Source organism: Paludibaculum fermentans, from assembly GCF_015277775.1.
In the GTDB taxonomy this organism is placed as follows: domain Bacteria; phylum Acidobacteriota; class Terriglobia; order Bryobacterales; family Bryobacteraceae; genus Paludibaculum; species Paludibaculum fermentans.
This window is the reverse complement of the sequence record NZ_CP063849.1, coordinates 3,429,404-3,451,099: the sequence shown is the minus strand read 5'-3', so window position 1 is coordinate 3,451,099 and position 21,696 is coordinate 3,429,404. Positions and strand designations below refer to the sequence as shown.

At 62.9% G+C, this 21,696-nt stretch carries 14 protein-coding genes; 3 read left to right on the top strand and 11 right to left on the bottom strand.

Annotation, left to right across the window (positions count from 1 at the left end; translation table 11 throughout):
- Positions 1-61 precede the first annotated feature (61 nt).
- The 3 genes from IRI77_RS13440 to IRI77_RS13430 form a co-directional block, all read right to left on the bottom strand.
- A complete protein-coding gene (locus IRI77_RS13440; RefSeq protein WP_194452560.1) occupies positions 62-1,585 on the bottom strand; it encodes a glycine betaine ABC transporter substrate-binding protein in 1,524 nt (507 codons plus the stop codon).
- Positions 1,582-2,361, bottom strand: coding sequence for an ATP-binding cassette domain-containing protein (locus IRI77_RS13435; protein WP_194452559.1), 780 nt, complete (start codon positions 2,359-2,361; stop codon positions 1,582-1,584). The genes IRI77_RS13440 and IRI77_RS13435 overlap by 4 nt, the downstream gene beginning before the upstream one ends.
- Before the next feature lie 120 nt (positions 2,362-2,481).
- On the bottom strand, positions 2,482-3,417 hold the full coding sequence (locus IRI77_RS13430; protein WP_194452558.1) for an aldo/keto reductase: 936 nt from the start codon (positions 3,415-3,417) through the stop codon (positions 2,482-2,484).
- A 547-nt stretch (positions 3,418-3,964) separates the two neighbouring features.
- Here IRI77_RS13430 and IRI77_RS13425 point away from each other — a divergent pair.
- Complete coding sequence (locus tag IRI77_RS13425; protein ID WP_194452557.1) at positions 3,965-4,279, top strand: hypothetical protein; 315 nt, start codon at positions 3,965-3,967, stop codon at positions 4,277-4,279.
- Positions 4,280-4,313: 34 nt separating this feature from the next.
- Here IRI77_RS13425 and IRI77_RS13420 read toward each other — a convergent pair whose 3' ends face one another.
- Positions 4,314-5,267, bottom strand: a complete 954-nt coding sequence (locus tag IRI77_RS13420) for a lipase family protein (RefSeq protein ID WP_194452556.1) — start codon at positions 5,265-5,267, stop codon at positions 4,314-4,316.
- Between the two features lie 264 nt (positions 5,268-5,531).
- Between IRI77_RS13420 and IRI77_RS13415 the strand changes: the two genes are divergently transcribed.
- Positions 5,532-7,931, top strand: a complete 2,400-nt coding sequence (locus IRI77_RS13415) for an ABC transporter permease (RefSeq protein ID WP_194452555.1) — start codon at positions 5,532-5,534, stop codon at positions 7,929-7,931.
- A 318-nt stretch (positions 7,932-8,249) separates the two neighbouring features.
- Here the strand turns inward: IRI77_RS13415 and IRI77_RS13410 are convergent, their stop codons facing one another.
- Together IRI77_RS13410 and IRI77_RS13405 are read right to left on the bottom strand one after the other, a co-directional pair.
- A complete protein-coding gene (locus IRI77_RS13410; RefSeq protein WP_228486723.1) occupies positions 8,250-10,556 on the bottom strand; it encodes a GH92 family glycosyl hydrolase in 2,307 nt (768 codons plus the stop codon).
- Between the two features lie 681 nt (positions 10,557-11,237).
- Positions 11,238-12,377, bottom strand: coding sequence for an RCC1 domain-containing protein (locus IRI77_RS13405; RefSeq protein ID WP_194452554.1), 1,140 nt, complete (start codon positions 12,375-12,377; stop codon positions 11,238-11,240).
- Positions 12,378-12,822: 445 nt separating this feature from the next.
- Here IRI77_RS13405 and IRI77_RS13400 point away from each other — a divergent pair, with 445 nt between their 5' ends.
- Entirely contained in the window at positions 12,823-13,533 is a 711-nt protein-coding gene (locus IRI77_RS13400) for a hypothetical protein (RefSeq protein ID WP_194452553.1), read from the top strand.
- Between the two features lie 1,051 nt (positions 13,534-14,584).
- Here the strand turns inward: IRI77_RS13400 and IRI77_RS13395 are convergent.
- From IRI77_RS13395 to IRI77_RS13375, 5 genes are all read right to left on the bottom strand, one after another.
- Positions 14,585-15,247 carry a hypothetical protein gene (locus IRI77_RS13395; RefSeq protein ID WP_194452552.1) on the bottom strand — a complete coding sequence of 221 codons (663 nt, stop codon included), beginning with the start codon at positions 15,245-15,247 and terminating at the stop codon, positions 14,585-14,587.
- Positions 15,248-15,570: 323 nt separating this feature from the next.
- Positions 15,571-17,316, bottom strand: a complete 1,746-nt coding sequence (locus IRI77_RS13390) for an AIPR family protein (RefSeq protein ID WP_194452551.1) — start codon at positions 17,314-17,316, stop codon at positions 15,571-15,573.
- Between the two features lie 382 nt (positions 17,317-17,698).
- Positions 17,699-18,520, bottom strand: coding sequence for an ABC transporter permease (locus tag IRI77_RS13385; protein WP_323745349.1), 822 nt, complete (start codon positions 18,518-18,520; stop codon positions 17,699-17,701).
- Positions 18,521-18,692: 172 nt separating this feature from the next.
- Positions 18,693-19,634, bottom strand: coding sequence for a M26 family metallopeptidase (locus IRI77_RS13380; RefSeq protein ID WP_194452549.1), 942 nt, complete (start codon positions 19,632-19,634; stop codon positions 18,693-18,695).
- Positions 19,635-20,786 (bottom strand): hypothetical protein, encoded by a 1,152-nt coding sequence (locus tag IRI77_RS13375; RefSeq protein ID WP_194452548.1) that lies wholly within the window; start codon positions 20,784-20,786, stop codon positions 19,635-19,637.
- Positions 20,787-21,696: the final 910 nt, after the last annotated feature.

Below are 21,696 nucleotides of genomic sequence, written 5' to 3'. Positions count from 1 at the left end.
GCCGATGATAACGCGATTTGGGACCTTCCCGCACAACCGCTGCAATTTCGCACTGAGCTGCTTAACGGTGGCCCGCGCCTTTGAGGAACCCCGCGGCCGCTTCTGCGGGCGAGTGCCGGCTCTGGTCGACCTCGGCATTCAACGCTCTCATCCGCTCGCCATCAATGCTCTGTGCCAGGGAACGCAAAGCGTCGAGCACCGCGGGTTGCTCGCGGGCAAACACGGCATTCACCAGGATCACCGCATCGTACGGCGGAATGGCTCCGCGATCGTCTTCCAGCACACGAAGATGATATGGCACGATCCGCCCATCCGTGGAAAACGCGCTGATCAGGTCGACCCCGCCGCTCCGTAACGCCTGGTACATCAGCGCCGGATCCATCGACCTCTGCTCCTGAAACCTGAGTCCGTACCGCGCCTCCAGCGCCTTCCATTCCGGCCGCGAAAGGAACTCGTAGTCGCTGCCCAATCGCAGCTTCGGCGCATACGGGATCAGGTCGCTGATCTTTCTGACGTTCAGCTCCTCGGCTTGCTGCCCGTTCATCGCTAGCGCATACGCATTCTCAAAGCCGAGCGCCGCCAGCAGTTCCACGCCGAATCGCTCGCGCAAGCCGCTCCGCGTGCCCTCCAGCACTTCCGCCCGGTTCGGAGGCCGGTCCTTGCGCTCCAGGATGTTCGCCCACAACGTCCCCGTGTAATCGACATAAACATCGATCTGCCCGTTTCGCAGCGCATCGAAGACCACGGTGGAGCCCAGCGACTCAATCAACTCAGTAGGCTGGCCTGTCCTCTCGTGGATGCGGCCCGACATGATTCGCGAAAGGATGTACTGCTCGGTGAAATTCTTGGCTCCGATCCGTACCGGCCGCGCTCCCCCGCCTGCGAACGCGCCAGCCAGTCGTGCGAGCGGCCACGCCGCCAGCGCCGCGAATACACACAACGCGCCGATCCAGAGTGCCCGGCGGCGCAGCCTCAACCCCAATTCGACCACGCGAATCAGTCCGTCCAGCGCCAGCGCCAGCAGCGCCGCCGCCACACAGCCCACCAGCACCGCCGCATAATTGCGCGTTTGCAGGCCGCTGAAGATGTAGTTCCCCAGGCTCGGCGCGCCCACCGGCGTAGAGAGCGTGGCCGTGCCCACAGTCCACACCGTCGCCGTTCGGATCCCCGCAATGATCATCGGCAGGGCCAGGGGCAGTTCCACGCGGAAAAGCTGTTCCCCCGGAGTCATGCCAACGCTCTGTGCTGCCTCGAGAAGCGCCGGTTCGATACTGGCCAGGCCCACCAGCGTATTGCGCAGGATGGGCAGCACACTATAGAGACACAGCCCGATGAGCGCCGGCAGATAGCCGATGCTCTGCATGCCCAATGCCGCCAGCGCCGGCACCATGAAGGCCAGCAGCGCCAGGCTCGGTACCGTCTGGATCACGCTCGCCGTCCCCAGGACAAACGGCTCCAGCCGCTTCGACCCCGCCACCAGCACACCCAGCGGGACACTCACCAGCACACCCACCAGGATCGCCGCCAGCGTCAGGCCCAGGTGCGCCGAGAGGTACCCCGGCAGGAGTTGGAGTTGCTCGTTCAAGCTGGCGTGGTCCCGTGACCGCGGCCCACGCGGTCCGATGCAATCTCGGCCTGGCTCCAGGGCGCATTGATCAATGCGCGAATGGACTCGTCCACGGGTGAGTCCAGTAGCTCCCGCGCCGTGCCCACCTGCTTGACCCGCCCTGAATCCATGACTGCGATACGATCACCCAGCAGGATCGCCTCCATCACGTCGTGCGTGACAAAGATAGCCGTGAGCCCAAGCGTCTGCCTGATCCGCAGGAACGATTGCTGCAGCCTGCCCCGCGTCAGCGGGTCCAACGCGCCGAAGGGTTCATCCAGTAGCATGACCCGAGGCTCCGCCGCCAGCGCCCGGGCCACGGCCACCCGCTGCGCCTGGCCGCCCGAGAGCGCCTCCGGCCGGCGATCTCGATACATGGCAGGACCCAGTTCGACCAGTTCCAGCAGCTCATCCACGCGCGAGCGGATCCGGTCCCGATCCCATCCCAGAAGCACCGGAGTAATCGCAATATTCTCGGCCACCGTCATGTGGGGAAACAGCCCGATCCGCTGGAAGACATACCCGATGCGCCGCCGCAGCTCGTACGGCTTCATCCCCGCTACGTTCTCACCGGATAGCAGCACCCTGCCGCTGGTCGGCTCGATGAGCCGGTTGATCATCTTGAGCGTCGTGGTTTTGCCGGAGCCCGACCCGCCGAGCAGCACCAGCAGCTCGCCCTCGGCCACCTCCAGTGAAACCGAATCCACCGCCCGTTGCCCGTCGAAGCGCCGGGTGAGCGCCTCCAGCTGGATCATGATCGCCAAAGTCTAGCATTCAGAGCAACGGAAAGTCGACTGGGTGTGTCGACTCCTGGCCTCTGTATCTCACCATCACAGCCCGCTGGGTGAGGCCGCCAATCGGCCCAGTCCAGCCTCTCAGCGCGTCTTCCAGTACTCCAGCGCCGGACCCCGAATCGCATCGAACTTCCCGCTCGCTGCCCGCGCCACCAGGGCCTGCTTCTCCTCCGCGGTGAGCGGCTTGAACTTCTGTGCGATGCGCACATCATCCTCGATCTGCCCCAGCGTGCACGCGCCCAGCGGCGTTGCTGTGATGGGCAGGCTCAGCGTGTACCGCAGGCAATCCCCCGCGCTGAATGTGCGCAGCAGGAAGGCATTGCCAAACACCTTGATGGCGAAAATGCCCACCCCTCGCTCCACCGCTGCCGGCAGGGCCGTCTGCTCGAAGCTCATCTTCGGGGACTCGGAAAAGCAGGTGTCCGCCACATGCAGCGGCATCAGGCAGGTGTCGAACCGCTCGGCGTGCTTCAGCATCTCCACATGCACCTGGGGATCGCGGCAATTCGTATATCCGATGTAGCGGCACTTGCCGGCCTTCTTTGCCGCCTCGAATGCCTCGATCGCGCCGCCCGGAGCGAAGATCTGCTCCACCTCCCGCATCGTCGAGACCATGTGTAGCTGCCACAGATCCACGTGATCGGTCTTCATCGTCCGCAGCGAGGTTTCCAGGTCCGCCTCCGCCCCCTGCCTTGTCCTTTGCAGCGATTTGGTGGTGAGGAAAATCTCCTTCCGGAACTCCGGAATCACAGCCCCGTAGACCTCTTCGCCATAGCCCTTGGTGTACGCGCGAGCCATGTCGAAATAGTTGATCCCGAGTTCATAGGCGCGCCGTACCACGGCCTTTCCTTCATCCAGCGGAATCAGGCCGAAGCGCGCGCCGCCCTGGCCGATGATGGTGATCTTCTCCCCCGTCCGCCCCAGCGTGCGCATGGGGATATCGCCCGCTTTCGCCCGCGCCGCTCTCGGCGCTGCCAGACCCGCAAACACCACGCCGGCAAAAACTCTTCGATTCACGAGGAGCGTCCTCCCTGGACGACCTCGTATCTTACTCCAATTCCAGACCGGAAAGTCCGTTGAGCCCGGTCCTCACCCGGCGCCACGGCAAGATGTCGTGCCCTGTTTGGAGCCGCGCAGCTAAGTGAGTCCCTGTGTGGCCCCACGGGCCGCCAAAGCGGCGGAAGCCGCAAATTGAGCCGCGAACGTGAGTGAGCGGATAGCCCGTTGAAGAGCTGCAACGACCCCATCCGGACGACCCTTTGCCGGCGCGTCGTCAATGGAGCGGGCCACGGCCCCCCACGCGTGTTCAACGAATAGTTCACCGGACTCCCCCAACCAACCGGAGCAAAGTCATCTCCTGCCCACATCTCCTGCCCACCCATTGCTCCCACACGTTCGCGGACGTATACTCCCCCCTGGTCTCCTCTCTAATCAGGAGAAAACGGTCGAAGTAGGACGAAATGCCATGCTGAGATTAGCCACAGTTGCTCTTCTTCTCTGCGTATGCGCCCTCCCCGTACGCGGCAAGGCTCACAAATCCACATACTCCCAGGCTTGCGGCGATGTGTGGACAGCCGTCAAGGCCACCCTCGGGAACGCGGAAAACTACACAATCAAAGTCTCGGATGAGACCCGCATGATCGCCACCTACAGCGTGAAGCACTCAGCGCACGTCACCGTCACGGGCACCCTCCGCCAACGCCCCAACACAGTCTCCTTGAACCCTCAAGGGTCCGGCTGCGAGATGGAGGTGCAGTCCAACTACAGCGGCTTTGAACACAACGACTCCGGCGATTTTGTGAAACGCGTCAACGAGTCGCTGGCCAAGTCAAAGGACGCGCCTGCCGCCGAACCAGCCAAACCGGCAAACCCCAAATAGGGCCTTCCGGGAAATCGGCCTCAAGCGGAACCGGCTAGCTCGCCGGGAACAGCAGCTTGTATCCCGATGGCATCAGATGGTCGCCGATCTGCTCCGTATTCTCAGCGGCTAGTTTCTTTAGGTCCAGCGCCTGTTCCAGTTCTTTCAGCAGGCTCCCGTCATCCAGCCCGCCGCGGGAGGGCCCAATCAGGTGGCGCACCGCATCCGCCAACGCGCCCTGCAGTTGATCCATCCGGATCGTCTGTCGAAAGGAGTTCAAGGCCTCCATCAGGGTCTCCACGGAGGCCTGGCTCTCGGTCATGCTGCGATTTCGGTCGAAGTAAAATTGCCGCCCATAGTGGCGGTATTCCATCGTGTAAAGCGGGACCCGGGGCACGATGTCGCGGTCATTCACCAGCCGGAAGATCTTGTGGCCCAGTTTCTCGTTCATGATCCGCGCAAACTGCTCGTCGCCGACACGAGGCTGGCCGTACGTGTAGACCGCGTGAACCGGAATCGCATCGCGCAGTTCCGTCTGCGTCGCGCAGATCTGCGCCAGCGCCCCACCCAGGCTGTGGCCCGTGATCCAGATCTTGCGGCCGCCACTGTTCCGGAGCAGATCCGGAAAGATGCGGCCTCCGCCGAAGTCCTTATTCCAGGCAGCGAAGAACGCACGGAAGAAGCCGCCGTGAACGCGCGCCAGGCCCTCCCACGGGATCGGAATCGTCTTGAGGTCGCTGCCCACATCGGGAAGTTGCGCCGGTTCGGTCCCCCGGAAAGCAACCAGGATCGCGGCCTCGCTCTCTGCCACGTAGCCCTGTGTCCCGCTCTGCGGGTCGAGCTTGCTGGTGTCGATGAAGTGGAAACCCTCTGCAAAGCCGTTCTCTGCCGCCCACGCCCGGCAGGAGCCCTCATTCTCATAGGCCTGTGCGGCGGCGTCGCAAAGGAACGCGGCATTGCTGGTCGTGTACTCGGTGGCGTTGGGATCGAACTGGAACGCGCTCTTCATCCTGGAACCTCCCTCTGCACCAGCGTGACTGCTCCGAAGGCCGCCCGTCGGCTCCACTGGCGAGGTGTCAAGTATAACCCGCCATTTCCCTGCAGGAGCCTAACTTCCAGGCAATCATTCCCAATCGAACCCAATCACGATCGAGGAGCGTCGAGCATCCGGCAGGGGAACATTGACCTCTGCATCTCTGACAAACCCCGGCAGCCTGCCCGACGCCACTCCACCCGACGGAACCTTCCACAACGGACCTTCGTACCTGAATACATGGCGCTCCTGCAGGACTTCCATCTCGCCGCCAGGATGCTGGCGCGCAATCGCGTTTGGGCTCTCGTGGCGATCCTCGCCCTCTCGCTCGGCGTGGGCGCCAACGTCGCCATCTTCTCCGTCGTCGGCCTGATGATCTCCGTGCCGCTGCCCTATCCCCATGTGTCCGAACTCGCCGGAGTCCCCCAGACCAACGCCGCCCGCGGTTTCCGCCAGGCCTCCGTCAGCCTGCAGGACATCGCCGACTGGCGCGCCGCCGCCGGCATCGCCTCCCTGGCCGCCTACACCTCGCGGCCCGTCGCCTACAGCGGCGAGGGCGAACCCCAGCACCTGCCCGCCATGCAGGTGACTCCTGACTTCTTCCCGACCCTCGGCGTCGCGCCCGCCATGGGCCGCGCCTTCACTCCCTCCGAGGGGCCGACGACCGAAGCCCGCGTCGCTGTCATCTCCTATGCCCTCTGGCAAGGCCTCTTCCGGGGCGCGTCGGATGTCCTCGGCCGCGACCTCCGCCTCAACGGCCGCAACTACACCGTCATCGGCGTCATGCCAGCCACCTTCCACTTCCTCTACCGCCAGTCCGACCTCTGGCTGCCCCTTGCCCTCGAGCCAGCCCAGCGCACCCGCGGCGCGCGCGGCCTGAACGCCATCGCCCGCCTCCATCCCGGAGTCTCCCCCGCCCAGGCCGACGCCCAGGTCCGCGCCATCTCCGAACGCATCGCCAAAGAGGACCCGCAGAACGGCGAGCAGTGGCGCGGCTCCGTCCGCCCTCTCTCTGATCGTGTCATCCCCAAGGCCGCCCGTGCATCCGCCGGAGCTATGTTCGGCGCCGTTGGTTTCGTCCTCCTCATCGCCTGCGCCAATGTCGCCAGCCTTCAACTCGCCCGAGGCACCCAGCGCCACCGCGAACTCGCCCTGCGCGCCGCCCTCGGTGCCAGCCGCGGCACACTGGTGCGTCTCCAACTCGTCGAGAGCCTCCTCGTCTCCCTCCTGGCCGGAGCCGTCGGCGTCCTCACCTCCTACTGCACCGTCCCCCTCCTCAAGCGCATCGCCCCGCCCGAAATGCAGATCTTCGAACTCGCCCATGTCGACCTCTCCGCCCTCGCCTTCGGCCTCACTCTCTCCGTCGGCTGCGCCGTCGTCTTCGGCTTCCTGCCCGCCCTGCTCCTCACGCGCGGTAATCTGGCGGGCTCGCTCCAGGACGCGGGCCGCGGCTCCTCCTCCGGCCGCCACATCGTCCTCAATAGCCTCGTCGTCGCCGAAATGGCACTGGCCCTGGTCCTCGTCACCGCCAGCACCATGATGATCCGCAGTCTCATTCGCCAACAGTCGCTCACGCCCGGCTTCGACACGCGAAACCTCACCGTCGCCTACATCCTGCTCCCTCAGACCCGCTATGCCACCGGCCCGCAGGTCGTCGACTTCTACGACCGCGCCCTCCAGAACCTCCGCCGCGACGCCCAGGTGGAGTCCGCCGCCCTCGTCCAGACCCTGCCCCTCACCGGTGACAACAGCTATCTCTCCGTGAAGGTGGAAGGTACCCGCGAGCAAGATCGCGACCAGGCCGCCGGCAGCATGATCGTGAGCCCCGGCTACTTTCGCACCTTGAAGATCCCCCTCCTCTCCGGCCGCGACTTCTCCCCCCAGGACGATTCATCCGCCAGGCGGGTCGTCATCGTGAACGAGACCTTTGCCCGGCGCTACTGGCCCGGCGATCCCAACCCGTTGGGCCGCCGCCTCCGCATCGCTCACGACAACGAGCCCTGGCTCACCGTCATCGGCTTGGCCCGCGACGTCCGCCACGAAGGAATCGACGATCCGCCGCGCCCCGAAATCTACCGCCCCCACGCCCAGGCCGCCGAGCGCATCATGACCCTCGTCGCCCGCAGCCGCCAGGCCGGTCAGTCCGCGGCCGGCTCCATGCGCGCCGCCGTCTGGCAGCTCGACCGCGAGCAGCCGCTCTTCCGCCTCCAGACCATGGAGCAACTCTTACTCACCCGCACCTCCGGCCAGCGCGCCACCACCAAGGTCCTATTCGGACTCGCGATCATCGCCCTCATCCTCGCCGCGGTCGGAACCTACGGCGTCATGGCCTACACGGCCGCCCGCCGCATCCGGGAAATAGGCATCCGCCTCGCCCTGGGAGCGACCCACCGCTCCGTCTTCCGCATGGTCCTCCAGGGCGGAGCCCGCCAGGCGGGCATCGGCCTGCTAGTGGGCCTGCCCGCCGCCTACGCAGTCACGCCGCTACTAAGAGCCGCCAGCGACGGCCTGGAGCCGCAGGACCCGCGAGTCTACCTGGCCGTCGCGCTGCTCCTCTTCGCGGTAGCCCTAACCGCCAGCCTGGCCCCCGCAAGGCGCGCCATGCGAGTCGACCCGGCCACAGTACTCCGAAGCGAATAATCGTCCTGGGAAGGCTGAGCCCGGCGAAGCCCACCCCATCAAACCGAAGGCCGCCGCAACGAACCTCAAACGGAGCCGCGAACGTGAGTGAGCGGATGACCCCCAGAAAGGCTCCAATCAACCCACCGGCGCCGCAAATCCCCAAGCCTCTTCAAAGCAATCCGCCAGACCCACCACCCCCCAAAAAAACCAGGAAACTATCCAGCCCCAGGTCTTTCGTGGGGTATGCCTCCAGGCTTGCGGGCCGGCAATCGTGCCGGCCTTCTTCTTCTGCCATCCAATGGAATCCCGCCAAGCCCGTCCCCCTGGCCCCCCCCGTCACCGCCCCTGCGTCGACATCGAAAACGGCCGCTCCCCCGTCCCCCAAGTCTTATTCGGCTGCGCACTCATCACAAACTTCAGCTCACCCCCAGCCAGAATCTCCTCATGCCGCAGAAACGCCCGAACCAGCGGCTTCCCATTCAACAGCACCTGCCCGGCATACCGGTTACCCTCGCTAAGCCCCTCCGCCGTCACCCGGAACACCTTCCCGTTCGGCAGCCGCAGACTCGCCTCTTCCACAAAAGGCCGCCCGAGAACATACTCATTCGACCCGGGAGCCACCGGATAAAACCCCAACGCAGTAAACACTAGCCAAGCCGACATCTGCCCCAGATCATCGTTCCCCACCAGACCCTCCGGAGACGGCTTATACTGGCTCTCCACAATCTGCTTCAACCGCTCCTGCGTGCGCCAGGGCTGTCCGGCATAGTTGTATAGATACGCTAGGTGGTGGCTCGGCTCATTCCCGTGAATGTACTGCCCGATCATCCCCGAAATGTCCTCGACATGCGCGTACTGCTTCGGGTCCACCTTCGCATCGAACATCGCATCCAGTTTGGCCACCAGCTTGTCATCGCCGCCCAGCAGCCGGATCAGGCCCGCCTCGTCCTGCGGTTGATACCACGAGTACTGCCAGGCATTGCCCTCAGTGAACCCGCTATCCTTGCCCGCCAGCGCCGGATCGAACGGCTCCGCGAACGTCCCATCGGCCTTCCTGGGCCGCACAAACCCCAGCCGGTTATCGAAGATATTCCGCCAGTTGTTGGCCCTCTTCTCGAACTGCGCGGCCACCTCCGCCCGCCCCATCGCTCTTGCCATCCGCGCCAGCGTCCAGTCGTCAAACGCATACTCCATCGTCTGCGACGCGCCCTCCGCATCCCGATCCGTCGGCACATACCCGAGCTTCATATAATCCGCCAGATGCCCGAACGGCCCATAGGTCGCGCTCGCAATCATCGCCTTTAGCGCCGCATCGGCGTCATAGCCCCGGATCCCCTTCATATAGGCATCGGCGATCACCGGCAGCGCGTGATACCCGATCATGCACCACGTCTCAATCCCCTGGAACTGCCAGATCGGCAGGATCCCATACGGACTCCGCTGCTGCGACGCCACCAGCGACCGCACCACGTCATTGGTCCGCTGGTCCGGTTGGATCAACGTCATCAACGGTTGCTCGGCCCGGTACGTATCCCACAACGAGAACGTCGACACAAACGTAAACCCGCTCGCCTTGTGCACCTGATTGTCCGGACCGCGATAACTGCCATCCACATCCATCGCCACACTCGGTGCCATCAGCGTGTGATACAGCGCCGTATAGAAGTTCTTCAGCGTATCCGCCGGAGCCTTCACCTCCACCGCCTCCAACGCCGCCGACCACGTCGCCTGCGCGGCCGACCGCACCGCGTCAAAATCAAACCCCGGCACTTCCGCATTCAGGTTCGCGATCGCTCCATCCTCACTGACAGTCGACAGCCCGACCTTCACCACCAGCGGACCGCTCAGCTCGCCGAAATCAAACACGCCCACCAGTCCGCGACCTTCCAGCGCCGCCGTATCCTCAGCACTCGTACCCGGCGTCTTGAACCCGCGATACTCCACCGCCGGCTCCCGGTTCATCAACTCCCGCTTCACCGGGGCTTTCGAGAACCGCATCGCGAAATACAACTGCCGCCCGGGAGCCCACCCGCGGGTCTCGCGTAGCCCGGTCATCGTGCCGTCGCCGCGAGTGCGAATTCGCGACCACAGCACCTTCCCCGTGTAGTTATAGATGGACGACCGCAAGTCGAGCAGGATCCGCGCCGGAGCACCGGCCGGGAACGTATACCGGTGCACGCCTACCCTCGTCGTGGCCGTCAGCTCTGCGCGGATCCGCGAGTCTTCCAGCGTCACGGCATAATATCCAGGCTGCGCGATCTCCGAAGAGTGGTTGAACCGCGACCCATACCCCGACCCCGGCTTCTCGGCCGTCTGCGGTTCCAGTTGCACCTGGCCGGAAATCGGCACCACCAGGAAGTCGCCGAGATCGGAGTGGCCCGCCCCGGAGAAATGGGTATGCGAAAACCCCAGCAGGGTCGTGTCTTCGTGCCGGTACCCGGCCGCCCACTTATAGCTCTGTTTGAAGTGGCGGATCTGGGTATCGGGGCTCAACTGAACCATGCCAAACGGCACGGTAGCGCCCGGAAAAGTATGGCCGTCCTCGCCCGTTCCAATGAAAGGATCAACGGACCGGTAAGCAATACCAGGCTCGGCAGCCGCCGCGGAGGCAGCCAGAATGAGGGAGAGAGTAAGGAGTTTCAATGCGATTCCCTCTCAAAGTACCGCATTTCGGACCTCCGGCTCGCGTATCGGGAGCCCCTCCGCTGTGCTGAGCGTCAGGGCGAGAAGCAACTTCACGGAGCCCCACCTCGCCCCGCGAGAAAGGTGGGGCAAGCCACCAGGCTTGCGGGCCGGCTCTCGAGCCGGCCATCTTTCTCCACATCTCAACCACCCACGCGTCTTCAAAGGAGTCCTGCACGGCCCAGCGGGCCGCCAAAGCGAAGGGAGCCGCTACGAACCCCGACCGTCAGGGAGGGGGCCCCACTACGCTACGAACCGCGCACGGCAGTAAACGGGTACCTGGCACCGTCGCGTCTTCAACGGAGTCCCGCATGGCCCTGCGGGCTGCCAAATGAGAGGAAACCGCAAACGGAGCCGCGAACATAAGTGAGCGGATAGCCTCCGAAAGGCTCCAATCAGTTAGAAAGGTGGGGCGAGCCACCAGGCTTGCGGGCCGGCTCTCGAGCCGGCCATCTTTCTCCCCAGCACAACCACCCACGCGTCTTCAAAGGAGTCCCGCACGGCCCAGCGGGCCGCCAATGCGAAGGAAGCCGCCTCGAACCCCGACCGTCAGGGAGGGGTCCCCACTACGCTACGAACCGCGCACGGCAGTAAACGGGTACCTGGCACCGTCGCGTCTTCAACGGACCGGATAACCACCCCTCACTTCTGCACAACCCCCTCCGGGATCTGCAACTGCACTGGGAACGGAGCCCTCCGCGTCAACGGCCACACTCCTGGATAGGGAGAGCCGTTACCCCAGATCCAAAGCGACCCATCGGGCAGGATGGCCAGGGAATTGTTGCCCGCCGCAAAGACAGCCTTCACTCCGTTGATCCGTGGCGTCGCCACCGTCGCCTGCTCGCGCCCCGTAACGCCGATGCCGGCCTGCCCCCAATCCGTATTGCCCCAAGTGCGCAGCGTACCGTCCTTCAGCAGCGCCAGAAAATGCCGGCCGGACATTGCGCCGCACAGCGCCGTGACATTCGCCACGCCGGGAACCCGAACAGGCACACGCGTGCGCTCATCAATGTCCCGCCGCCCATTCCCGAACTGCGCCTGGTCATTATTGCCCCACACCCACACCGTGCCATCCTTCTTGAGCACGGCCGCTACCTGCGTGGCGACAATACCCGCGACATCGGTGAGGCCGGGCACCTCCGCCAGGGGCTGGACGGGATCATCGGCGTAGATCCGGCCGAACGGCAGCTTGCCCGCCATCCAGACCCGGCCTTCGGGCGTCAGCGCCATCAGAAATCCACCCCCAAGGGCAACCTGCGTGACCGGCGGAAGACCCACGGCGCGCTCCGGCGTGACGATCCGGCGCTCTCCCTCGCCCAGGAAGCGGCCGCCCCACATGCTGACGCTGCCATCGCGATGCACGGCGAACGCGGAATTGAATCGCGCCACGATCCGCGCCACCTCCGTCAGCCCCGCAACCTCCACCGGAGTCTCCGAGCCCGAAAGACCGCGTTCACCGCAGCCCAGTTGGCCATCGAACCCTGCGCCGAAGGCGACCACCGTGCCGTTCTCCAGCAGTACATAGGAGGTGCGCGCGCCGGCGGCAATGTCGCGAGCCTTACCAGGAAGGGCGATGGGCACGTAAGCCGTCGAGTGCCCGCTCGAATTGGGAATGGCCGCCCGCGGACCCAGTTGTCCGTCCCGGCTATCGCCCCAGCCGCCAATGGTGCCATCCGCAAAGAGAATGAGCTTGTGCGATTCCCCATCGACCTTCACTGGCACTTTGGTGCTCTGCGCGGCAACAAGGACCGCGCTGAGAAGGAGAGTGAGAGGTAGTTTCATGACCCGCGATCCTCAGCCCTTTCGTTGTGGATGAGCGGCCGCCGCGCGTCCGCCCGCATCCCCGGGAACCCGAACTGACACTCTTCGTCCCCACCGGTTCTTAGAGTCCAGCATAGCCCGCACAGTGCGAAGACGGACGAGGCCGCAACGACCCCCGACCATCAAGGCGCAAGTCCCCCGCATTGCGAACCGCGACTGGCCAGGAGTCCCCATGGCCCCGCAGGCCGCCAAACCGGAGGAAGCCGCAAACGGAGCCGCGAATGTAAATGAGCGGATAGCCACCGAAAGGCTCCACACCGGCAGTCTCACGACCCTTCGCCAGCGCGCCTTCAAAGGAGTCCCATCATGGCCCTGCGGGCCGCCAAATCGAAGGAAGCCGCAAACGGAGCCGCGAATGTGAATGAGCGGATAGCGACCGAAAGGCTCCAACCAACTCAACAACGGGATGCATCGTCAAAGAGTCATCCAGGGAGTCCCCGACGGCGATGGCCCACCTGGCCGCGTGATCCAGACGGTACCGAGCCTGGCGCTGCTGGCCTTCATGGTGCCGGCGCTGGCGGCATTGGGCATGCAGAGCATCGGCTATCTGCCGGCGCTCATCGGGCTGTGTCTCTATAGTGTGCTGCCCATCCTGCGCAATACGCTGGTGGGCCTGGCCAGTATCGAACCGGCGCTTCTCGAGGCAGCACAGAGCGTTGGCATGACTCCGGGGAACAGCTTTTCCGCGTGGAACTGCCCTGGCCCTGCCGATGATCATTGCGGGGATCCGAACGGCGACGGTGTGGACTGTGGGCACGGCCACGCTCTCTACGCGGTGGGCGCGCCGAGCCTGGGGAACTACATCTTCAGCGGCCTGCAAACGCGCAATTATGCGGCGGTGCTGGTGGGCTGTGTGGCGGCGGCGCTGCTGGCGCTGGCGCTGGACGGACTGATTCGCGTGGTCGAATTGGGGTTGAGGCTGCGCCGCCGGGCACTCTGGATCGGCGCGTTGTGTGTATTCGCGGCGCTGGCGGCGTGGCGCTCGCACGACTGGCTGGCGCGTTCGCAGGCGGGGAGCGCGGCCGGTACGGATCGGAGCCAAGAATTTCACCGAGCAGTACATCCTTTCGCGAATCATGTCGGGCCGCATCCACGAGAGGACAGGCCAGCCTACTGAGTTGATTGAGTCGCTGGGCTCCACCGTGGTCTTCGATGCCCTGCCAAAGCGAAGGCAGCCGCAAACGAAGGAAGCCGCAAACGGAGCAGCGAATGTCGATTAGAGCGGATAGCCACCGAAAGGCTCCAACCAACTCAACAACGGGATGCATCGTCAAAGAGTCATCCAGGGAGTCCCCGATGGCCCACCTGGCCGCGAAATCGACCGAAGCCGCAACGAACCACGACCGTCAGGGAGTCTCAGTATGGCCCTGCGGGCCGCCAAATCGGAGGAAGCCGCCCCAACATCCCCAGTCCCGGAGCGCAGCGACGGGCTACGCGGGCGCCTTCAATGGAGTGGTCCCCGCCGCGCCGAAAACCACAACGAGCCCGGCGACCCCAAGGCCCAAACACCGCCGCCGCCCCGCACAAACCCGCAAACCGAGCCGCGACTGCAAGGAGCGGGGGAGCAACGCCAAGCCCCAACCCACCAGCAAAAGAGGCACCACATCCATCCGAACCTCGTCCGAGCCCCCACCCGTCCCCCGCACCACCAAAGCGGACGCCTCAAATTGAGCCGCGAATGTAAATGAGCGGATAGCCACCGAAAGGCTCCAACCAACTCAACAACGGGATGCATCGTCAAAGAGTCATCCAGGGAGTCCCCCATGGCCCACCTGGCCGCGAAATCAACCGAAGCCGCGACGAACCACGACCGTCAGGGAGTCGTCCCCCTGCTGCGAACCACGACTGGCAAGGAGCGGGCCACGGACACCCACGCATCATCTACGCCCCGTTCCACGCGCCGGTCATGGTCGCCTGCCGCACGTGCCGAGACACACCCGCCCAAGGCGAGGTCCGCCTGGCGTCCGGAGGCGAACGCCCAACCTTTGCGGGCGACGCCACATTCCCGTTCGGGTTCGAACGCCGCACAGACCCAAGGGCTTCGAACACGATCCCGAGGAGTCCGCCCGAGTCTGCGGCAATCTCCTGCGCGCGCTCCCGCTTCGACCTCGGCTCTCTCGACCCCGCATGCCACCCCGTCTGGCTGGCGTCTTTCGGGTTCGGTGATCTCAGTCTTTGCAGCCGAATTTCTTCTTCACTTCACGGATGCTGGCAATATGGCTCGACACCCACTGCATCTTCTCATCGTGATAAGCCGCCCACGCCGCCGCATCCGCCGCCTTTAGAAATCTCCTGGTAGCTGCGTGGAAGCCACGCTCGACCGCCACGCTGGGCGACCGGTTTGTATTGTCAGCTTGGAGGGCGGTCTGATTCCAGTAGTACTTGGCCTGGTCGAAGTCTCGCGTTGCTTCCAGATCTCCTTGGATACGCAGGAAGCCATCGAGCACGCTACACCTTTGCCGAGCCAAGAACTGGAGGTCGGGCAGCTGGCCAGAGGTGCTGCCGTCGACAAACACAGCGGCAGTAATAGCCGCACGGTCGTGCTCGCCGAGTGGATGTACGGGATTTCTTCGATACTGGCTGCGACTGCCCGTCGTAAAGATCTTGCCGGGCTCGGGAGCGTCGAAATCGAGCTCCGACAAGTCGTTGCCACGAAGCGCCAGATCGAGCGGCCACGCATCAGTCGTGTGCATCTCGCCATCAAAAGGCCGCCTCACCGCTATTGTGAACGCAACGACGTCCTGATCGCATTGATTCTCGACGGTAAAATCATAAATTTCTCCTATGCCCCTCCCCGGCTTGGCATCAACAGGCCTGTATCTCACCCTCATACACTGGACCACCTCATCCGCTCGGGTGGCGGCAGCAGCCAACAGCCACAGGCCGACAACCAGAAGGCGAGTAACCATGCCACAAAGTGTAGCGCCGCCGGCTACCGGCGTTGCCCGGGGCCGAACTGCACCTGGTAACTGATTGTCTCGATCAGATTGTCTCAAACAGATGCGGCATCAAGAGCCGGTCAGCATTTCACATCTATGGACTACAACGCAATCAGTACATCGGCGAGCGTGCCAAGTGACCCACCGCAGTTAGATTTCATTCTGCGGGCCTCGTCCGGAGGCGAAATGCCCGATTGCCGCCCCACGACGGCCGCCTAACGGGGTCCTATAAAAGCTCGTAGATCTTCAAATGTCGACTGGACGATTGCGACACCGGCCAGCACAGCCCTGGTTGTCTTGATCACGGCCTCAGCATGCTCCGTTGATCGGACAAGCTGATATTCCTCCACCGGCAAGCTCGATACCAAAATCGGTAAGATAGACTTCAGTACTTTGAGCCAGGCCCCCACGACCTCCTTGTTGTCGGGGTGTATTGCATCTGCCTTGAGTTGAAAGCTCATTGGCTCCGTCAACTTCGCTCCCGCTATTTCTTCCCTCAGCCCGCCAGCAACAAAAATGAGGAATTGTTTTGATGCCGGGAAGTCGAGTAGTCGAAGCTGCTTCTGTTCTATCTCGGTCATGTTGCCCGATTCCGACTTCGCCTTCAACTCCTGCTTTAGGGCATCATAGGCCCATCCTAGTGCCTGGATAGCGTAGATGTGGGCGATGCTCAGCGACTGAGGGAATACCTTGCTGTACGTTACATCCGATTCGAAGATATCAGCCTTCGCCCGAATAGCGGTTTGGAGATCGCCGCGAAACGCGCAAAGCATCTGCCCAATTTGATCCGCGAAGATCGAAGTCGCGGGCTTTCGTGCACTGTCTCTTCGGTGCACATAGTCCACGCCGCGAGCTTGGAATTCCTGCTTTACTCGTTTCTGGACCGCATCGTTGCTCCTCCGGTCCCAAGCAACAATTGAGTTTTGCGTATTGTTGCCGGATACGATGGCAGAGATGGTTGAGTGATTGTCTACTGTGATGATGCGTGCCAAGACGCACACTTTCTTGGCGGGTCCTCTTCCGGCACCATGGACTGCCCCGGTCGTTTGGGCCCCATTGACTACCGAGACACCGCTGATTATCAAGTGACCTTTCTTGGCGTCGAGTTTGGCTTTTTTCGTGACGATTGTTATTCCGTTATTCAAGACGAAGAAATCTTCTGGCCTCTTTTGTGCCGTTTCCTGTATGCGGTTGTTCACGTTGCCAGCGACTCTTCTTGCGCCTAGGAAGTCTCGGAGATTAGCGCTGAAGAGAGCATTCTTGTGTGTCTCATACAGGTCGTGAAGGATTTCCCCGTTGAGAGACAGCACGAACGCGCGCCAGCCAGGACCTGTCTGATGAATAATTTCTCTTGCCGGGAGGATTACCTCATCGGTGACTTGGATTGAGCCAAGCGAAGTTAGGTAAAGAGCTTCGATCCGTCTGAGCCCGAGTTCAACTACCTCCACATCTGCGCCCCTAACAAGGGGCAGGCTGTTGAGGAGATGTCTGACGGTTTTTAACTCGTCTTCGACATTTTGAGATTCAAATGCATTATGAGCGTAGGCGAAGATAATTTTTGTGATAGTTCGCTTCTGAAGCCCATCTCTCAATAGCTTCGCGTGAGTCCGGATTCTGTTCGGCACGCTATGGATTGGAGTGCTAAGTAGCCATGCCGCTGCCGTATTTAGGTCGCTAGCTTTTCGCGCTGGTGCAGCTTGCTTTCCCCAGCTTCTAGCCGTATAGCCCTGAGCGACACAGACGACTCCGTCCGCCTCATTGATGTAAATGATATCGGCCTTTTTGTCCGAAGCGTGGTCCGTGAGGCTCTCTGTTGCGAAGCTGGCGAGGTCGTCAATGTCCAGATGGAGTGCAATTGCGAACAGTGGCAAGGCATTGTCGCCATACTTCGCAAGTACTGGGTCGCCCTGCAAAGGCCTAATAAAGGAATAGGTTTGAGCAAGCTGATGTGCGGTTGGCATTGTCGTTCTTGATGGCCTGCAGCGAATCGAAGTCATTTTAGCGCAATTGTCATCAGTGTTGCCAGCAGAGTGTCCTTAAGCTTGACCCGTACAGCCACGAATCTCCAAACGTAGATCTCCGATCGGGAATCACTCTTGTCCAATACAGTTTTCTCGCCCGGCCTTCCGGCCAGGGCGGAGCACCCGCCCAGCGCCGCAGAATGGGCCTGGAAACCTCCGAAACTAACCAATGTCGGTGTCCTGGGGCGATTTGGGGCAAACCGAAGGCGGCAAACCGCTGTCCGCTGTTTGGGACTAGGTTGTGAAGGTGACTGAGACCCAAGTCCGGCCGGATAGGATGCTGCACGAAAGAAATGACTTTACCCGTCCAGAACGCCGACCTTTAGCGTGTTTGGCGCAACAGTGATTGTGAGGAAGGCGCCGGAAACATGACCAAAATGCTGCGCCCCGCTTCACTTTCGCGCGCGTCCGCTCGACTGAGCCTCGGATGCCCTATCGCCTGTCCGCTCGCTATGCGAATGATGAGAACCGAGTCCCTAATTAGGTTTGAGTGCGCAGGAGCCCGGCGGGGGTGACCCATTTCTTTGCCCGCTTCGAGGCTGTCGTCACGGGCTGCGCGCCCAACGACCGCGCCAGTCCGGCCACCAGGACTAACCCGTCGGCACATTTCACAATAGGTACAAACGCGTTTGCACCCTCCATTCAGGCCGACACCCGCAATCCCCACAGCCACTGCCGCGAACACCATGCACCACTCGACGAAGGTCCGCTCCTGCCCAATCGCCCGGTCAACAATCTTGTCCTGCGTCCGGACCCCGGCCAGCGCCACCCGCGAGTCCGCCTGCCGCACCACCGCCCGCACCGCATTCGCCAGCATCGGCGGATCCCCCGCCGCGCGCAGTTGGAACGTCAGGTGCCCCATGGAATTCGGGCTGTGCGTAGACGGCACATAGGCCACCGGCGACAACTCATCTTTCAGCGAGGGATACCGGGCGTTTCGCGCAACACCCACGATCTCGAACTCCATCTCCGGGCCGGCCGTGCCCCGGTAGAAATGGCGCCCCACCTCGTTCGCCCCCTCGAAGTACTTGGCGGCGAAATCCTCATTGCCGACCTCCACCTTCGCGCCCGCGGCCACGGCCCGCTCGTCAATCGGCCGGCCCTCAAGCAATCGAATCTCCACCGTCTCGAAGAAATGCGCCACAATGTGCGGGAACGCGGCATCGACCTCGTGCCCGAGGTGGCCCGGAATCCGGATCAGGCGTCAGTCGGAGACTCCGGTCAATCCCGGCGCTGGCGTAAGCGAGAGCGAAGGCGCAAGTGTATTCAGCCCGGCTGAGAATGCCAGCCACGCGCCTGCTACGTGGCCCGCGGCATCAGTAGCAGAAACTCCCGCCGAAGCTCGATGGGCCTGCGTTGGTTCCTCCACGCGCTGCGCAATCCGCTGCGGGACCGACGGTGTAGTCATGCAACCCGTCGAAGTAGATCCCGTGTTGCTGCTGGCCCGTACCACCATTGACAACGGCGGCGGCTTCCGGCGTCAGCCCCGGTGGCGTCCACCCGCTATGCCCACGGCGGGCAAAGAATGCTCGAATCATCGCCATGTCCGCGTCCTCACGCGCGTGTCGCTCTGCTCGCGTGATGGCCGTAATGTCATCTTCATCCACCAGCGCGCCCGTCAACGCGTTCACGTGGATTTGCTTGGTGTCTTCCAGGTCGTGACGGCCCCCGAAACTCCAGATCACCAGGGGGACCTTGGGATTCTTCACGCTCACTTTGAGCTCGATGCTATTGGCGCGAAGGAGCCCCCCTTTCCGGGCCAATTGGTAGGCATCGCGCATGTCAACTTGCACCCCTAACAACGGAGTCGGGACAAAGTCATATTCCGGCGGCGGCTGTTCAGTGAAAACCGGAGCCACCGCCGCCTTCGCCGCATCTTCAAATATGCGCGCAACCCCCGCCTTCCGCGCCGCTTCCAGTTGATCCGGAGGCAACGTCACGCCGCTGCCCGAGAAACTCGCATAAGTCACATTCAGCCGCTTCCGTGTTTTGGGAAGATAGAACTGAAACGTGACCCCCGTGGTGGCGGGCGGATTCACGTCCGGCAACTGAACTGAGATCTGGATCAGGTAGGCCGGTTCGCCTCTTTCGCGCACCAGGTGAATGGTCGATTGAGCCAGCTCCAGCAGATGGATCGGCCAATGCTCGGCATCCACCTCCAGCCGGCGCGTCGACGCCGGGGGTGTCCCGCGCGAAGTCGTGCAAGCCGCCAGCAGCAACAATCCCCCAATACAACCAACAACCGCCTTCTTTCTCATTCAAAACCCCGTCCATTGCGGCTGGACCAGCCTCGTCGCGCTAGGAAACAGGTTGGCCACTTTCCCGGGCGGCACCGAATGGATCTGACCCTTGGGGCCGCTCCCAATCCGGGTAATCTCCAGCTTCATGGCCACCAGGGAAACCCCATCCGTGCCCACCACCGGCGTGATCGTACCCTCCAGGTAGTTCGGAAAGGCGTTCTGGCTGATCGCACGGTTCAAATGCAATTGAGCCCCTTCTCTGGTGATGTCAATCGTGATCGGAATCGGCCGGGTCCCGTAACCATCGATGTATCCATTGAAATAGGGGACATTGCCGTCGAAGTTCAACTTAACGGTCCTTGCCGATGCTCCGGTCCCGATCCTCACCGAAATGGCCCGGGTATCCTTCAGGCCGCCGCAGAGCGGAGTCGGACTCTCGCCGTCGAGCGTGGGTGTCTGGGCCACCAGCCCCGCAGAGCCGTCCGGTACAACGCAATCGGGCTTGGCTAAATTCATCTTGATATTCTGAACCACCTGAGCGCAGATCTCGCGCACCTCCGAATCAGGACGGGACTCATTGTTCAAGGTGGCCTCCTCGATGCAGTCCTTCATCATGTCTGCTGTCGGCGTAGCCGACGTGTACGGCGCATGCGGTGTCAGGTTCTTCCGGCGAGGGTCATACTTCGGCGGCTTATACGGATAGCCCCCTCCGCCGGGCCGGCCGTTGCCTTGCGGATTGGATCCGAAATCATCTGAACCGGAGCGCGGCGTCTGGTCTTGTGCCTGCTGCTGCAGTTGGCCCGCGGTGGCCGTCAGTCCCTCATCATTCAGTTTGGCGATGCAATCATCGGCTTGGCGTACCAACGCTTTGGCGCGTTTCACGCCGGCGTTCACCTGCGCGGCGTAGTTCTTGCCGCTCATCAGCGGGCCCACTTGCTTCAGTTCTCGAAAGGCCTCCAGCAGTGGATCGACGCAGGGCTGGAAGGCGGCTGCATCCGCCGGATACTTGCCTCGGAGCGCATTCCATTTCGGCAGGCTGGACGGATACTCGGCGCCCGCCGCCAATTGGGGCGCCCCCGTGCCATTCGCCGCATCCTGGCGCAGGCTGCGAACTGCCCCCATGAGTGCGCCGGAGGGGCTGCCGCTGGCAAAAACATCTCCAGCCGCCACGCCCTGAGCCCTCATGGTGGAAGGGAAGTGCAAAAGCAGTCCCAGACTGCAAATAAAGGTAACCGCACGCCACCCTCTTAGCGACATTGATCCCCCAAAGTAGGACGGGTATTTCAGCTCGACAGCCCCAGCGCCGTCTACATCAAACAGGAGCGCCATCCCCCAGGATGAAACCCCATGAACTAACCCTGGCGCTTCTCGCGGCCAGCGCCGACGCGGCCGCCGAGCCCACGACTATCTCGTGAGTTGATCTTACCAGTGTCTTCTGCCTGTGCCTCCAGTTTCATTGAGCGGCACAGCCAACCGGGCGGGAGGTAGTCGCCCTCCCCCTTTGCAGCTCTGCCCGGAAGCACTGATGTGCCCCAAAGCGCTTGGGCTGCACCGCCAGCAGCCTCTCTTGTGGAGCTCGGCAAGCCCCGCAACCTGTGCTCCAACGCTCGTTCAGAATCCGCTCTCTCATCGCGGTTCCTCGCCTACAAGAATGCTAGGTCGGCTCCAGACGCTACACCCCCAATGATCGCCCTAGCCGTCTGTGGCGAAGTCCCGCTGCGCGACTTCCGCCACAGCCTGCCTGGCCCCTGAACCCATCTACGAAACTCCACTTCCGTCCGGATTTCCCCATTAAGCGTCCTTCATTACCCGTGGAAGCAGGATAATTTCTCCTTTGGATTCAATAGCTTCTTCCTTGGTCCTCTAAATTCCGGCACATCGGCGTGCCATGATCTGTGCGCGGCAGGGACAACTCCTGACCGCACGGATCCTGCTGCCTCCTGGGCCGCCGGAACCGGAGATCTTTGACAATCTCACCTCCCCCTGCACCTGAGCAGTCTGTGGCGGAAGTCCCGCTAGCCGCACGGCTTCCGCCACAGGATGCTAGCCCGCGCTCCAATGGCCGGAAACAAGTCTTGGA

Excerpts from the sequence above, each read along its gene's own strand:
- IRI77_RS13435 (WP_194452559.1), bottom strand. The coding sequence starts at position 2,361 with ATGATCCAGCTGGAGGCGCTCACCCGGCGCTTCGACGGGCAACGGGCG.
- IRI77_RS13420 (WP_194452556.1), bottom strand. The coding sequence starts at position 5,267 with ATGAAGAGCGCGTTCCAGTTCGATCCCAACGCCACCGAGTACACGACC.
- IRI77_RS13415 (WP_194452555.1), top strand. The coding sequence starts at position 5,532 with ATGGCGCTCCTGCAGGACTTCCATCTCGCCGCCAGGATGCTGGCGCGC.
- IRI77_RS13405 (WP_194452554.1), bottom strand. The coding sequence starts at position 12,377 with ATGAAACTACCTCTCACTCTCCTTCTCAGCGCGGTCCTTGTTGCCGCG.
- IRI77_RS13400 (WP_194452553.1), top strand. The coding sequence starts at position 12,823 with ATGCATCGTCAAAGAGTCATCCAGGGAGTCCCCGACGGCGATGGCCCA.
- IRI77_RS13395 (WP_194452552.1), bottom strand. The coding sequence starts at position 15,247 with ATGAGGGTGAGATACAGGCCTGTTGATGCCAAGCCGGGGAGGGGCATA.
- IRI77_RS13390 (WP_194452551.1), bottom strand. The coding sequence starts at position 17,316 with ATGCCAACCGCACATCAGCTTGCTCAAACCTATTCCTTTATTAGGCCT.
- IRI77_RS13380 (WP_194452549.1), bottom strand. The coding sequence starts at position 19,634 with ATGAGAAAGAAGGCGGTTGTTGGTTGTATTGGGGGATTGTTGCTGCTG.